Annotated in this window: 12 protein-coding genes; 7 read left to right on the top strand and 5 right to left on the bottom strand. The window is 42.3% G+C overall.

Going from position 1 to position 14,606, the window contains the following annotated elements:
* Positions 1–334 precede the first annotated feature (334 nt).
* The 3 genes from rlmKL to ACR63N_RS04210 all read left to right on the top strand — a co-directional run bounded on the left by rlmKL (position 335) and on the right by ACR63N_RS04210 (position 5,085).
* Positions 335–2,650, top strand: a complete 2,316-nt coding sequence (gene rlmKL, locus ACR63N_RS04220; RefSeq protein WP_367107174.1) for a bifunctional 23S rRNA (guanine(2069)-N(7))-methyltransferase RlmK/23S rRNA (guanine(2445)-N(2))-methyltransferase RlmL — start codon at positions 335–337, stop codon at positions 2,648–2,650.
* Between the two features lie 354 nt (positions 2,651–3,004).
* Positions 3,005–3,580, top strand: a complete 576-nt coding sequence (locus ACR63N_RS04215) for a TerD family protein (RefSeq protein ID WP_367103694.1) — start codon at positions 3,005–3,007, stop codon at positions 3,578–3,580.
* 410 nt (positions 3,581–3,990) lie between these two features.
* On the top strand, positions 3,991–5,085 hold the full coding sequence (locus ACR63N_RS04210; protein ID WP_367103695.1) for a DUF475 domain-containing protein: 1,095 nt from the start codon (positions 3,991–3,993) through the stop codon (positions 5,083–5,085).
* Positions 5,086–5,118: 33 nt separating this feature from the next.
* Here ACR63N_RS04210 and ACR63N_RS04205 read toward each other — a convergent pair whose 3' ends face one another.
* On the bottom strand, positions 5,119–5,808 hold the full coding sequence (locus ACR63N_RS04205; protein ID WP_472782502.1) for a 7-cyano-7-deazaguanine/7-aminomethyl-7-deazaguanine transporter: 690 nt from the start codon (positions 5,806–5,808) through the stop codon (positions 5,119–5,121).
* A 347-nt stretch (positions 5,809–6,155) separates the two neighbouring features.
* Between ACR63N_RS04205 and ACR63N_RS04200 the strand changes: the two genes are divergently transcribed.
* The 3 genes from ACR63N_RS04200 to ACR63N_RS04190 all read left to right on the top strand — a co-directional run bounded on the left by ACR63N_RS04200 (position 6,156) and on the right by ACR63N_RS04190 (position 8,305).
* The gene (locus ACR63N_RS04200; protein WP_367103697.1) at positions 6,156–6,731 is read left to right on the top strand and encodes a TerD family protein; all 576 of its coding nucleotides are present in this window, start codon (positions 6,156–6,158) and stop codon (positions 6,729–6,731) included.
* A 158-nt stretch (positions 6,732–6,889) separates the two neighbouring features.
* Complete coding sequence (locus ACR63N_RS04195) at positions 6,890–7,642, top strand: TIGR00266 family protein (protein WP_367103698.1); 753 nt, start codon at positions 6,890–6,892, stop codon at positions 7,640–7,642.
* A 54-nt stretch (positions 7,643–7,696) separates the two neighbouring features.
* Positions 7,697–8,305, top strand: coding sequence for a TerD family protein (locus ACR63N_RS04190; protein WP_367103699.1), 609 nt, complete (start codon positions 7,697–7,699; stop codon positions 8,303–8,305).
* A 144-nt stretch (positions 8,306–8,449) separates the two neighbouring features.
* Here the strand turns inward: ACR63N_RS04190 and ACR63N_RS04185 are convergent, their stop codons facing one another.
* Positions 8,450–9,748, bottom strand: coding sequence for a TerD family protein (locus ACR63N_RS04185; RefSeq protein WP_367107172.1), 1,299 nt, complete (start codon positions 9,746–9,748; stop codon positions 8,450–8,452).
* 309 nt (positions 9,749–10,057) lie between these two features.
* On the opposite strand from ACR63N_RS04185, the gene ACR63N_RS04180 reads away from it, so the two are divergent.
* Positions 10,058–11,203, top strand: coding sequence for an ATP-grasp domain-containing protein (locus ACR63N_RS04180; protein ID WP_472782501.1), 1,146 nt, complete (start codon positions 10,058–10,060; stop codon positions 11,201–11,203).
* Positions 11,204–11,399: 196 nt separating this feature from the next.
* Here ACR63N_RS04180 and ACR63N_RS04175 read toward each other — a convergent pair whose 3' ends face one another.
* The 3 genes from ACR63N_RS04175 to ACR63N_RS04165 all read right to left on the bottom strand — a co-directional run bounded on the left by ACR63N_RS04175 (position 11,400) and on the right by ACR63N_RS04165 (position 14,296).
* Positions 11,400–12,587 (bottom strand): sugar transporter, encoded by a 1,188-nt coding sequence (locus tag ACR63N_RS04175; RefSeq protein WP_367103702.1) that lies wholly within the window; start codon positions 12,585–12,587, stop codon positions 11,400–11,402.
* A 115-nt stretch (positions 12,588–12,702) separates the two neighbouring features.
* Entirely contained in the window at positions 12,703–13,446 is a 744-nt protein-coding gene (locus ACR63N_RS04170; protein ID WP_367109898.1) for an MHYT domain-containing protein, read from the bottom strand.
* A 124-nt stretch (positions 13,447–13,570) separates the two neighbouring features.
* Positions 13,571–14,296, bottom strand: coding sequence for a hypothetical protein (locus tag ACR63N_RS04165; RefSeq protein WP_367103704.1), 726 nt, complete (start codon positions 14,294–14,296; stop codon positions 13,571–13,573).
* Positions 14,297–14,606: the final 310 nt, after the last annotated feature.

Raw genomic sequence — 14,606 nt, 5'->3', positions numbered from 1 at the left:
TTTTATTATATGCTGCTGGTATAAATTTCACTTGCGTACTGTGCCTTCGCAGACAGAGGCTACGCAAAATTAATCCCGGCAGCACTGTACCGTTTTTAAAATGTTTTAACTATAGCCTCTTTTACTTTGGGTGTTTTAAAATAAAGCTAATATTTTAAACGCTAGCGCTTTAAACGCCGACCAGCAAACTATGATAAAATCAGCGCTTAAATAACGCGATCCTACTGTCTATTTACTCTATATTTGTCTAACCATATCCATTTAGCCCGTATCTGTTTAGCGCATATAAAATACAGACGATCCGCATTAAACATAACAGCCCATAGGTAATCGTATGACCGAACCATCCTCGCCCGTCCTTTCATCACTACCGTCATCAGCATTGCCATCAACGCCATCAACCTTGTCGCTGGATCTTATTGTCACTTGCGCTGATGGGCTAGAAGCACCGCTACAAACTGAGCTTACCAGTTTTGGTATTACCAGCGAGATAAAAAGTACTGGGCGTCTGAGTGTCATAGGAACCCTGCGCGATTTATATACGATTTGTCTTTGGTCACGGGTCGCCTCACGTGTACTTATGCTTATTAAACGTAAAAATATTAATACTGAATACGACGTGGCAGAGCAGCTTTATGGTTTAGCAAAATCGGTAAATTGGACTGAGCAATTTAACCTTGAGCAAACCTTTGCTATTCGATTGTCAGTCGATAAACGCGTAGCGGTCAGTCAGCAGTTTGCCATGCTGCGCATTAAAGATGCTATCGCTGATACCTTTAATGAGGCTTTTGATAGTCGCCCCAATGTCGACAGCAAAAATCCTGACTTTGCTATCTTTGCCACCGTTAATGATAAGCAAGCTGAGCTGTATTTAGATCTGTCTGGTACTAGCTTGCATCGCCGTGGTTACCGCGTAGCGATGACCGAGGCGCCACTGAAAGAAAACTTGGCGGCTGCCCTTCTATACAGCGCGGGCTGGCATCAGAGAAATAAAGATAATACACCCGTTTATAATGCCTTGATTGACCCGATGTGCGGTTCAGGTACCTTTATTATCGAAGCGCTGCTTATGCACTGCGATTATGCCGTTGGTATTGACAAAGCGGCGCATCAATTTGGCTTTTATGCGTGGGGGCACCATGATGAAACGCTTTGGCAAGCGATGATTGATGAGGCACAAACGCGTTTTCGAGAAGCACTAGCGATCGCCGTTGAGCAGCCAGATACCCTACCCCTCATCCTAGGCTTTGATGCTGATCACGGCGCAATTATTGCCACAGAGAAGAATCTAATAGCGGCAGGATTGCAAGATTTATTGCCACTCCTAGATATTGAGACCCGCGCGCTTGATAAGCTGAGCCAAACTTTGCAGTCCATGGTTAAAGACGGCAGATTGAGTAATCCTTTAGTTATCACCAACCCACCTTACGGTGAGCGTCTGGGAGATGAAGATTTTATTCGTCCGCTGTATCAAGCAGTAGGACTGGTCTTACAAGACAGCTTCGCTGGTAGTGGCATTAATCCTATGCTCGGCATCCTTGCCGCCAACGTCGAACAAGTCGATATTCTGCCCATCAAGGAGCCACAAACACTGCGTTGCCACAACGGCGCGATTACCGTTTATTTTCGCTACGGCAGGCTCATTGCTGGACAAACGGACAATTTAGTCAGCCGTTTTGAAAAGCGCGAAATCGACTCTGCTGAAGCGCAAGACTTTATTAATCGCTTGCAAAAGAACCTAACCCGCCTTAGAAAACAAGCTAATAAAGAAAGCGTTAGTAATTTGCGTGTGTACGATGCGGATTTACCTGATTTTAAGGTTGCCATCGATTTATATGGCGACTATGTACACGTGCAAGAATACGCGCCGCCCAAAACCATACCCCCTGAGACGGCCAAGAAACGCTTTAATTTAGCGCTAATGGGTATCCGCGAAGTCCTTGATGTCAATCGCGAGCAAGTGTTTATTAAAACCCGCGCACGTCAGTCCGGTAATGAGCAATATAGCAAGCAAGGCGGCAGTGAGAAACGCGGTAAGTTTTATGTGGCGCGTGAAGATGACGCTTACTTTTATGTCAATTTTACCGATTATTTAGATACGGGTCTGTTTATTGACCATCGCAACATGCGCATGCGCATTAAAGCCAATAGCCGTGGTAAATCGGTACTCAACCTGTTCGCTTATACCTGTACCGCTAGTGTCCATACGGCGCTAGCAGGTGCCAAAAAGGTCACTAGCGTGGATCTATCGCAAAACTATCTAGATTGGGGCAAGCAAAATTTTGTGTTAAACGGTCTTGATATTAATCAGCGCAAATACGAGTTTGTCGCCGCTGACATTTTTGAGTGGATTAAAGACAATACCGAACAGTTTGATATTATCTTTATCGATCCGCCAACTTTTTCCAATTCCAAAAAGTTCCAAGGCACCTTTGATGTGCAGCGCGATCATGCTGCTCTAATTAATCGAGCGATGAATCGTTTGACTACGGATGGGGTACTGTATTTTTCTAATAACTTTACCCGCTTTGAGCTTGATGAGCAATTAACTGAGCGCTATAACGTTACAGATATTACTCATCAAACCATAGGTTTTGACTTTAATGTCAAAAAACCCATTCATCAAAGTTTTGAGATTCGGCATTTATAATGCTTTTAGATGCCAAGATTTAAACTATTAGTAAACCAAAGGTATGCTACAAAAATGCCAGTTAAAATGACCCATCAGCTTTGATTGGGTCATTTTTTGTTGTTATGATAGAGCGTTACTAAGTGAATACTTTTACTTAGCTAGATGATTGTAATAGTTAAAAGACTTTAAAAACGGTACAGTGCTGCTGGAATTAATTTTGCGTAGCCTCTGGCTGCAACGACACAGCACGCAAGTAAAACTTATACCAGCAGCATATGATAAAAAAAGTGTCAGTTTTGTTTAGAATCGACTATGTACTTCTACCTATAACCCTTCTAATAATTCTAATTAACTCTAATAAAGGATAATTTCATGGCTTTATCACTTAACAAAGGCGGTAACTTATCGCTAACCAAAACAGATCCCAATTTAAATAAACTCCTCATTGGTCTTGGCTGGGATGAGCGCGCAACCTCAGGCGCCGAATTTGATCTTGATGCCAGTGTTTTTTTGGTCAATACCGCAGGCAAAGTACGCGGCGATCAGGACTTTATCTTTTATAACCAGCTAAAATCAGATAATGGTGCGGTTGAACATACTGGTGATAACCGTACCGGCGAAGGTGATGGCGACGATGAAGTCATCAAAGTCAATCTGACTCAAGTGCCCTCTGATATTGATAAAATTGTAGTCACGGTGACTATTCATGATGCAGCTGCACGTAGTCAAAACTTTGGTCAAGTTGCCAACGCCTTTATCCGTGTTGTCAACGAAGAGACAGGCACAGAAGTGGTTCGTTTCGATCTTGCAGAGGACTACTCGGTTGAAACTGCCATGGTGTTTGGCGAAGTATATCGTCATAACGGCGAGTGGAAATTTCGCGCGGTAGGTCAAGGCTATTCAGGTGGTTTGCAAGCGATGTGTCACCAGTATGGTGTTGATATTTAATAGGGACTAAATTTAGATTCGATGACGCTAGACTCTTAAAAGTTTAGCGTCATTTTATTGTGCTACCTTTTTTACTATAATAAATCGATTATGTGCTTAGCTGTTATAACCTAGGTGTCAAAACGGTAATTAGTTATACGATAATATCTATAACCCAATTAAAAGCAAACGCTTACACTTTATTTTTGATTACGCGCCACAATATAGATTAAATCAAAACACCCTTTATCGAACGTAAAATATAAATAGCTATGAAATAGTCACAATTATCGATAGCTAAATATCTGATAATGGTTTATGTTTCTTTTAAATTTATGCATAAAAGTGGTTAGCAATAGCCGCTTTTTTATGGTCTAGTCTATATTTAGTATAGACCACCTCTAGCATTGTGCAACCAGACAGGATATGTCATGAGACATTTTTATTTAGACTTTATTTTCACCGCTATTGCCTTAATGGTAGCAGCATGGTGGGGATATTCACATAGTGGTATAAGCGGGATGTTGGCTACGCTATCGATTACGGCTATCTTGGCGGTCATGGAGATCTCATTATCGTTTGATAACGCTGTAGTCAACGCCTCAGTCCTTAAAAGATGGGACGCGTTTTGGAAAATGATTTTCTTAACCATAGGTATTTTGATCGCCGTCTTCGGGATGCGTTTGGTCTTTCCTATTGTTATTGTCGCGGTTACTGCTGATCTTGGCATGATGGAAGTAATCAATTTAGCACTCAATAACCCAACAGAGTACTCAGCAAGACTCCTTGAACATCATGCTGAGATATCAGCCTTTGGTGGTATTTTCTTACTGTTAGTATTCTTAAACTTCGTTTTTGATGATAAAGACGTCCATTGGTTTCACTGGCTTGAGAGTCGTTTAGCCAAGCTTGGCAAAGTGGATGCGATGAGCGTATTTGTTGCGCTTATTGTGTTGATGATTGCTGTGTCATTTGCCAACGAAGTCCAAGCTGGAGCGGTATTAATCGCTGGCATCTGGGGTATTTTAATCTATCTTGGCGTGCAAGTGGTGTCTGGCATGCTCGAGGGTGATTTAGAAGAAGAGCTTGACGAACATGGTAACAGTACGGGCGAGGCCACCAGTGCCATTATGCGCGGCGGTATTATCGGCTTCTTATACTTAGAAGTCCTTGATGCTTCCTTCAGTTTTGATGGGGTAATTGGCGCGTTTGCCATCACCAACGACGTTATCGTTATTATGTTAGGCTTAGCAATCGGTGCGATGTTCGTGCGTTCAATGACTATCTTTTTGGTCGATAAAGGCACGCTTGATGAGTTCATCTACCTTGAGCATGGCGCGCATTATGCCATCGGTGCCTTAGCCGTTATCATGCTGTTGTCGGTGAAATTCCACGTGCCCGAGCTGATTACCGGCCTTATTGGTATCGCCTTTATTGGTTTGGCGCTGTGGGCTTCAATAAGGTATCGTAAGCAAGAAGCCATAGCAGACGATCACGATAATCAAGTCGAGCAACAGCGGTTGTAGATATCATTTACTAGTAAACTTGAACAGGTTATATCATTGGGTATAGCCTGTTTTTTTGTCTGTTTTTCTCCCTGCCAACATCTTTTGCAGCTTTGCCAAAATCACACCATACAGCGGCAAAAAGATAAATATGCCCATCACCATTTTAAATAAATAGTCCATAGCGCCAATTTCAACCCAATGCGTGACCATAAAGGCATCTGGACTTTTATAAAAGGCAATGGCAAAAAAGCAAAAACTATCAATCAAATTACCAATAAACGTCGAGGCAAGAGGCGCAATCCACCAGGTTTTAAGCTGACGTAGTCTATTAAAGACTTGAATATCTAGCAGCTGCCCGACGACATAAGCGCTAAAGCTTGCCAAGACAATGCGAAAGACAAACAGATTGAAATCTAGCAGGTGCTCATGACCGACAAACTGACCATTTGCAAACACTACTGAAAAATAATAAGAGATCGCCAAAGCGGGCAACATAGCAAAGAAGATAATTCGTCTTGCTAAGTGCTGACCAAAGATACGTACAGTCAAATCAGTAATCAGGAAAATAAAGGGAAAAGTAACGGCTCCCCACGTGGTAATAAAGCCAAATAGTCCGACAGGTATTTGCACCAGATAATTGCTGATGGCAATAATAAAGATATGCAGGCCCACCAGCCAGAATAAAGCACGGCTGTAGCGAATAGATTGGATTGGGGTTATCGAAATAGTACTGATGCTCATAAAAGAGTCCTTTTTTTAAATCAGGGTTGAGGGAACCTGAGCACGCACTATTATAAAGCAAAATCGAGGTAGTGGCTAAAATGCTCTACCGCAAAGTACAAATCATTTACTTTTTGATAAAGATACAAGTGTTATACATAGGCACAAAATACGACTTGCTTAGTCAGTAATCGCTTAGTATAGTAAAACTTGAAGATATATAAGGCTTAGAGTATAGTCAGTGTTATAATCATAACTCTCAATATTTTGTATATTCAACAGCGCAGAATGCTGGTTTGTATTTTATAATTTTAATTGATTTAATCAAACAATAAACTCATCTTATTATTTAATAAAAGGACAACTATATGGCTATTAGCTTAACAAAAGGCGGTAATGTAAATTTATCAAAAGAGGCTCCAGGTCTTACTAATATTACAGTCGGCTTGGGCTGGGATCCACGTGCCACTGACGGTCAAGATTTTGACTTAGATGCGATTGGCTTTTTGGTCAATGAAAGCGGTAAAGTGCGTAACGATCAAGACTTTATCTTTTTTAACAATTTAAAATCAGACAATGGCGCGGTTGAGCATACTGGTGATAACCGAACTGGCGAGGGTGACGGCGACGATGAGCAGATCAAAGTTAATCTAGCCAGCATTCCAGCCGATGTCAGCAAAGTGGCGTTATGCGCTATCATCTACGAAGGTCAAGGTCGCAACCAAAACTTCGGTCAAGTTGGTGATGCCTATATCCGCATTGTTAATGACAACGGCGATAGCGAGATTGCTCGTTATGATCTATCAGAAGATGGCAGTACCGAGACGGCAATGATCTTTGGTGAGCTATATCGTCACAACAGCGATTGGAAATTCCGCGCTGTAGGCCAAGGTTTTAGCGGCGGTTTAGGTCCATTAGCCTCTTCTTACGGTGTTAACGTGTAAGATTAGCTTTTTAAAACCCATTGTTTTACTGTAGAAAGCCTTAATCAAATCGTTGATTGAGCAAAAAGCTATCAAGTACGAATGATAAACGTATTTGGTAGCTTTTGAATTTAAGCTTGAACATTTTAGACTACCACTAGACTAAGGATTTGTCCTCTATGGCCGCTACTTTTAGCTTGATCGGTACTATTGAACCTTTTTTACATTGTAACCTTAAAAGGGGTGATTCGATATATTGTGAAGCCAATGCGATGGTCATGATGGAGTCGAACCTTGAGTTAAAAGGCAAACTGCAAGGCGGATTTATGCAGTCGCTGATGCGCCGTTTCGCTAATGATGAATCATTATTTCAGCAGCAAATCGAAGCGGTCCATGGTGAAGGGGATTGTCTGCTTGCGCCGACCCTTGATGGTGACATGCAAATCATCGATGTCGGTACTCAGCAATATACCTTGAGCGATGGCGCTTTTGTGGCCGCACAAACAGGAGTCGATATCAGAGCCAAGATTCAACGTAATCTAGGCGGCGCAGTCTTTGGTGATACAGGCGGCTTTATGGTCATGCAAACTCAAGGCAAAGGTCAAGTGGTGGTTTCAGGCTTTGGTTCATTGTTTGAGATTGAAGTGACTCCTGATAAAGACGTTATTATTGATAATGGTCATGTGGTATGCTGGGACTCAAACCTTGACTATAAGTTATCAGTGTCAACCAGCAAGAAAAAAGGCATTATGAGTAATATTATCAATTCTGTCACTAGCGGTGAAGGTATGGTCTTAAACTTCTCCGGTAGCGGCAAAGTCATAATTTGCTCGCGCAACCGTGACAGTTACCAAGGCTGGTTACAGAGCATATTGGGTACCAGCTCTGGCGGACGCGGGGGTAGTAGCGGCTTTTTAGATAATATTTTATAACCATTAACTTTGGCACGCTGATTCATCATTTATCATTAATATAAGGATTATCACATGGCAGTCAGTTTACAAAAGGGACAAAAGATTTCCTTAAGCAAAGAAGCGGGCGGCAACCTGACTAAGGTTAAGCTAGGTTTGGGTTGGGATGTGGCTCAAGGCCCACAAGCACAAAAAGGCGGCTTTTTAGGTAAGTTATTTGGCGGAGGCAGTGGTGGAGACTCTATTGACTTAGATGCTTCTTGTATCATGTTTGATAACAATAAACAGCCGGTCGATGCCATATGGTTTAGTCAGCTGCAATCAAAAGACGGTAGCGTTCTGCACACCGGAGACAACCGTACTGGTGACGGTGAAGGCGATGATGAAGTCATTAACGTCGACTTATCCAAAGTACCTGCAAACGTAGTATCGCTCGTCTTTACGGTCAATAGCTTTACTGGTCAATCGTTTGAGACTGTCGAGAATGCTTTTTGCCGTATCGTTAACGCCAATGATAATTCTGAAGTCGCGCGTTATAACTTATCAGCGCAGGGCAAACATACAGCGATGATTATGGCCAAAGTCTATCGTCACAACGATGAATGGAAAATGCACGCTATTGGCGAAACCGCGTCTGGACGTACTTTTCATGACTTAATGCCAGCTATTACGCCATATGCGTAGTTTTTGATCTCGTATGAGCTTTCATAGTCTCATAGCCTGGCGCTTTTAGCCCAGTATTAGTTATAAGCCCATCTATTAATAGATGGGCTTGTGTTATGTGTTGTACTACTTAACTTATATATTTATATATAACCTCAAAACTCCCTACTTACGACCCTTCTTCCAACTAAAGCCCCAGTTAAAGGCTTTATCCATCTCTTGATGGCCTTTAAAGTATTGGTTGATGCGCTCAACATTGATACTGCCTTGTTGATTGACCAAACGTGCGATGGCGCACATAGGCGAGCTGTTGGAGCCTTCGGTTAAGCGCGTTTCGATCGGTGGCTGCTCGGGTACATGTATCGTCACTACCCCATCGGTTTGCGCCCAATTGGGTGCGCCCTCATAAATAAAGGCAAAGATAAATACCTCTTCAATTTGTGACCACTGCTGACCATTAATGTCCAACCACTCGCCATCGCGTGCCTGTCCGGTTCTATCATCAGCGCGTAGTAGCACGTAAGGCGCAGACTGCAAATTACCAAAGCGATTGCCTAGTGCTTGAATCAAAGTTTTCTCGCCGTTTTTTAGATGAACCATTGCCCCGACATCCAAGTCAATACCGCCCGATCCTGAACCCAGTTGCTTGAACAAATCGTTCAATAAACCTTTTTTAGGCGTATCTTTATTAGTATCAACGTTAGAACGCTGATTCCAATTCAGATTGATAGAGATTTTACCAAAGTCATCGCGTTTTTTTAGATTGATACTGGACTGGTTTTTAGTCAGCGTGACTTTACTAAGATTAATCGAAGGGCTACTAGGAATAGGCGGCGGCGTACTGGCCTGATTTGATGCATGGCTGCTCGCTTTTTGCGTATTTATAGGCTTTTGGGTATTGATGGGTTGCGCCTGATTTTGAGTCTGGTTTTGCGCTTGGTTCTGACTAGACGCTTGCGTAGGTGCATCGTCGCTAATCTCCACCCCAAAGTGCTCGGATAAAGGCTTAAGCCCGCCTGCAAAACCCTGATCGATAAAGCGAAACTTCCAGCTGCCCTGCCGGCGATAACACTCGGCTAAGATGATCGCTTTTTCATTGCGGCCGGTAGCAACCACTTGGCAAGTCAGTAACACTTGGCTGCCTTGCATAACTTGAATATCGACATTGCCAATTTGCGCTAGGGTCTGATTGCTGGAAAATGCTAAGGCAATCTTATCGATATTGGCAGGCTGAGCAGGCAGGTTAATATCAAAGAACCCGTCGCTATCGTGGCCGCGAAAGCTTACGCTACCATCATCGCTACTCTTTTGACCATAAAATATCATGTCGCCATCGCCGCGAACCTTGCCATCGGTGGTCAAGCGATAAGCGGCGCAGTCAATAGCATTTTGACTTAAGATACGCACACTAATATTCTCATTAGGTAGCGGCGCATTGGCACCTGCAATCAGATTTTGACTCATAGATTATCCTTTAGATTATTCATTTTAATAGGTAAGTTATCTAATTTAGTTAAGTTAGATAGCGCTGTTAGCCTATAGTAGCATGGATGGTATTTATTTTTTAATGGGTACTTTTTAATAGCTACCTTCAAATGTCTATTGCAACTTATAGTTGAGACACTTCAAAAACAGTACATGGCAAAAGATGTACCAGCTCTATTTAGGATTGACTATAAATTCTATATGGCGCAGCATTTGCAAAGCCTATTTATATATAATAGCTCAGCATAAACTATTAAAACTAACCTAACTCAATGATGCTAAAAAATTATGGATGAAAGAAATAGTAGTAACCAAGTCAATTCTATGTCTGTTTGGCTGGGAGAGGGTCAATCCAGCCAGCGTGATATGCTCAAAAGCTTGCAAGCGCTTAAAGCCCAATCTCCTACCCCGTTCACTATCATTGCCTCGCATCGGCAAAATCGTCCTGAGATTCTGGAGATTGCCGATAAAGTTTATTATGAACCCTCGCAGAAATCCACGCCCAGTAACAGTAGCAGCGACGAGCAATCTGCGACTGCACAAGCGTTGCCGCGTTGGCAATTTGTGCTGGAGCACGCCAAGCAAAACAACGTCAAAGTGGTGCTGACGGGGCGTAACGGTATAGATTATGAGGCGCAGCGAGAAGCCTTTAATGATGCTGGTATTCGACTGCTAACAGGTGCCACCAGCGTAGCCGCCCTACAAACCATCGACGATAAGTTTGCTTTTATGCAGCAGTGCCAAGCGCATGATATTCCTGTAGCCACCGCGTGGCGCTTTGATAACACCAATGAGCTTGAAGCGCTGCTTGCTAAACACGGCGATCAGCCGCTATGCGTCAAACCAGTCTCTGGTATATTCGCCCAAGGCTTTTGGCGTCTGGATACGGGCAAAGCCGCTACTGAGCAATACGATAGCTTTGAGCATCTGTACTTTACTGATAATAAGAAAATCAGCACCGCTCAATTTATCAATGCTTATACCAACAGCCAAATGGTCAAAGAGCGCCCTATCCCCATGCTGCTTATGCCCTATCTGGCAGGACAAGAGTATTCTATCGATGTAGTCTGCGAAAATGGCGAGGTGCTTGCGGCGATCACTCGCCATAAAAAAGGTAAAGTCCAGCATATCGGCTACGATAGCGCGGTCATGGAAGTAGTGATACCCCTTATCAAAGCCTTTGGCTGCGACGGTATCGTCAGTGTACAAACTAAAGCCGACAGCGACGGTCAGCACCGCGTGCTTGAGATCAACTCTCGCCCTTCTGGCGGTATTGGCTATACCGCTCATAGCGGAGTGGACTTAACGCAAGTAGGCTTTGGTTACTGGTTGGGTCTAACGGACAAACCGAAACTGGCTGATATTGTTAAGCAGATAACACCTTGTCAGATGCGTGCTGTTACGACGAGTGTGAAGATTGAGGCTGAGGAATAAGCCATCAGCCTAATTTTTATTTTTGACCCTAAAAAAACCCTTTTTTTGACTGCTATAAAAAACTATTATTTATCAACAGCTTATAATGGGTAGAAAAATAAGGGTAAATTTAGGGTTTTTTCCAGCTCTTACCACTACGTATTTTTGAGTTTTATAATTCGTAGGAAAATCATAGCTTTTACCTCTAAAACCGTTTTCAACCCAGCTCAGGAAAGCGTTTCATCATAAAAATCATTAATAGCAGCGCTAAAAAAGCGACAGCTGCGCCCACAAAACCCACGCTAGATAATGAGATATAAGTCACCGCATAACCGCCAATCAAGGCACCAGCACCAATACCGAAGTTGATAATGCCAGAGAACATGGCCATCACCATGTCTTGCGCGTTGATATCGATCTCAATGACTTTTGATTGAATAGTAAGCATCAGTAGTATCATAGCGGTACCCCAAACCAATGTAGTTATGCTAAATAGCCATATTGACGTCACCGTCCATAGCATCATCATCATTGCCACTAATATCAATACCGTAGAGACCAACATCATCATGGTACTGGATCTCTCACTCCAGCGGCTAAATATGTAACTACCGATCAGTCCTGCACCGCCAAATAACAGCAGGATAAAGGTCACTTGATTTTCACTGACTGAGCCGACTCGATTCATAAAAGGTTCAATATAAGTATAAGCGGCGTAGTCAGCAGTAAAAACGATGAAGCAAAACAGATATAGGCAGACCAATAGAGGGTTTTTGAGCAGCTCTGGAATCTTTCTAAAAGAGCCATCAAACATACTTGGCAATAGAGGTAGAAGCTTAACTTGTAAAATAAAGACAATAAAAGCAATGACTCCGATTCCAGCAAAAGTAGCACGCCAGCCCAACCACTGCCCTACTATCCGTCCTATAGGCACGCCTAATACCAGTGCTAATGAGGTGCCCGTAGCCAGTATACTAAGCGCCAACGCCCTTTTGCCCTCCGGTGCCACGCGCAAGGTTATCGCGGCGGTAATGGCCCAAAATATCGCATGGGAGAAAGCGATACCTACGCGGCTGATCAACAATACCTGAAAACTCCACGCAAAAACGGACAGCACGTGACTGGCAATAAATACCACAAACAGTGCTAACAGCAAACGCTTCCGCTCAAATCTACTGGTCAGCAGCATTAGTGGCAACGACATAGCGGCTACCACCCAAGCATAAAGGGTCAACATCAACCCTGTTTCAGCCGTAGTAATAGAGAAGTCTTTGGCAATATCACTAAGCAATGCCACAGGAACGAACTCTGTAGTATTTACCACAAAAGCACTGACTCCCATCAAGATCACTCGAAAATATTGCGTTCGGCGGGTGACGGGATCTGTTATCAGGTTTTGTACCATAAGACCTACCAAAAAAAGAGCCACTACAGACATAAAAAAGGTTTTTAGACATAAGTCTAAAAACCTTTTATTTTACTACTTTTATCACCCACTAGGGTAAGTAAAAATCTAGTAATTATTCACCAAATACCAAATTCGTCTTTTGAGGTACGCTTTGAATAGCTACAACCCATAACAAGCTTAATGTAATCACCGAGCCAAAGAAGATAATAATTGATGAATTAATAGCATTAGAATCTGTATTAGATGCCATAGCCATCATGTCACCTGTATGCGTCATCTCCATAGCCGCCATGCCTGTATAGTGCATACCACAAACAGCTATACCCATAATGAACGCACTACCGAAACGTTGTAATCCACCACGTAAATTAAAGGCTAGCCATAGAGCAGCTGTTGCAGCTACGATAGCGATCACAATTGAAGCAATTAAAAGCGTGGTATTGTACGACATAGTTGCTTCCATCTCCATTGAAGCCATACCAGTATAATGCATGGCTGCAACACCGAGGCCAGCGATCACTCCACCCCCTAGTAATTTGACCATACTTGGCGTGCCACGTCCTACAATGACAATACCAGCAGCAACAAACAATACTGCAAGTAACATCGAGACAATAGTCAAACCTATGTCGTAGCTGACTGGCATCTTCATATCCACTGCCATCATACCAATATAATGCATCGACCAAATAGCACCACCAATTGCGATTGCAGATAAAGCTACCCAAAAGTATAAATCTTTACCTGGTTTGGCTGCTGGTACCCGAATAGCAAGGTTCAAACCAACATAAGAGCCAAATACGGCTATCGCGTATGAAACTATTACCAATATTATGTTGTACTCAACTTCAATCATTTTCTAATCCTCTAAATATAATAAAAACTAAAATAAGGTATTGTCAATTTGGCTAAACTAAGGCGCTTGATACATTGATTATTTTTGTTCACAAAAAAGTGTTTATTCATATATGACTAACTTTTTATCTGATGGCAAACTTACAGATATTAGTACTACCAGAACCGCAGCTGGTCTCCTCAATGTTAACTTTGCCTACCGCAGGATTACTTGTTAAAAAACCATCTATATAACCGGTAACAAAGTGACAGCCTGAATGATTGTGGTTTGATGATCTACAAAAGGGGCATTTGATCAAAGTAACAGAATACTCATCAGCTTTGACCTTAGAAAAAACCTTGAGCGCTGGAACAAGTTCACGACTGATGGCAGCAGGTCTCTTTAAAGGACTGCCAAGGGCGTAATCGCGTTGATAGATACCGCTGCCTACTTTGTGACCCAGCTTATGTAGTGCTGTAGCACGCTCATCGCTCGCCAAACTGTCTTCATAGCGTTTGACAATATCAATGATGTCTGGATACTGAGCACCGATCGCCGCTAGGGTGCTTTTTTCATCTAGCGCCTTTTTGGCTGGAGCAACAACTCCATTGTCAGCTTTCGTATCAGCACCTTCATCCTCAATCTCTAAGCTAAAGAGAGTACAACCCTCAATGGCAGATAAATCATCAATCAAGTCAGCTTGTGTTTTTGAGCCTTTACTTTTGCCAACCACATGTATGATATTCCCACCGTTCTCTGAGGGCTCTTGTCTTTGCGATACGAGCTGATAACCTGCTTTAATAAGTGGTGAGATAACATTCACCAAACGAATGCGTTCGGATGATGTTTCTAATGCACAAGAAAATTTCAAAGATCACTCCTTTTTCTTAAAATATAGCTAAATTTTTCTAGTACAGAATGATTTAAATAAAGACTATAAGTAAAATTATATGCACAAATTATGCCAATATTTATTTGACTAGAAGTAATAAATGATTATTTATTCAGATAGACGTCTAATTAAACATTCTAATTTCAGATTCTGACAAATTGATCTCTACTGCCTTTTATTCGTTAGAGAATGCAAGACTGAAATAAAAAGTTAAGTTGAAGATAAAGCTCAAAATTTCGAATATAAACGCAAAAGTATTTTTTAATATTTTCTGTTATTATCTAATTGC

This window comes from Psychrobacter sp. M4, from assembly GCF_055699795.1.
Note: the sequence above shows the minus strand (reverse complement) of the source record. Positions and strands in the feature narration are given on the sequence as shown.

What these genes read in the sequence shown, in the direction of transcription:
- ACR63N_RS04210 (WP_367103695.1), top strand. Translation starts at nt 3,991, where the DNA reads ATGAGACATTTTTATTTAGACTTTATTTTCACCGCTATTGCCTTAATG.
- ACR63N_RS04175 (WP_367103702.1), bottom strand. Translation starts at nt 12,587, where the DNA reads ATGGTACAAAACCTGATAACAGATCCCGTCACCCGCCGAACGCAATAT.
- ACR63N_RS04205 (WP_472782502.1), bottom strand. Translation starts at nt 5,808, where the DNA reads ATGAGCATCAGTACTATTTCGATAACCCCAATCCAATCTATTCGCTAC.
- rlmKL (WP_367107174.1), top strand. Translation starts at nt 335, where the DNA reads ATGACCGAACCATCCTCGCCCGTCCTTTCATCACTACCGTCATCAGCA.
- ACR63N_RS04190 (WP_367103699.1), top strand. Translation starts at nt 7,697, where the DNA reads ATGGCAGTCAGTTTACAAAAGGGACAAAAGATTTCCTTAAGCAAAGAA.
- ACR63N_RS04185 (WP_367107172.1), bottom strand. Translation starts at nt 9,748, where the DNA reads ATGAGTCAAAATCTGATTGCAGGTGCCAATGCGCCGCTACCTAATGAG.
- ACR63N_RS04200 (WP_367103697.1), top strand. Translation starts at nt 6,156, where the DNA reads ATGGCTATTAGCTTAACAAAAGGCGGTAATGTAAATTTATCAAAAGAG.
- ACR63N_RS04170 (WP_367109898.1), bottom strand. Translation starts at nt 13,446, where the DNA reads ATGATTGAAGTTGAGTACAACATAATATTGGTAATAGTTTCATACGCG.
- ACR63N_RS04195 (WP_367103698.1), top strand. Translation starts at nt 6,890, where the DNA reads ATGGCCGCTACTTTTAGCTTGATCGGTACTATTGAACCTTTTTTACAT.
- ACR63N_RS04180 (WP_472782501.1), top strand. Translation starts at nt 10,058, where the DNA reads ATGGATGAAAGAAATAGTAGTAACCAAGTCAATTCTATGTCTGTTTGG.
- ACR63N_RS04215 (WP_367103694.1), top strand. Translation starts at nt 3,005, where the DNA reads ATGGCTTTATCACTTAACAAAGGCGGTAACTTATCGCTAACCAAAACA.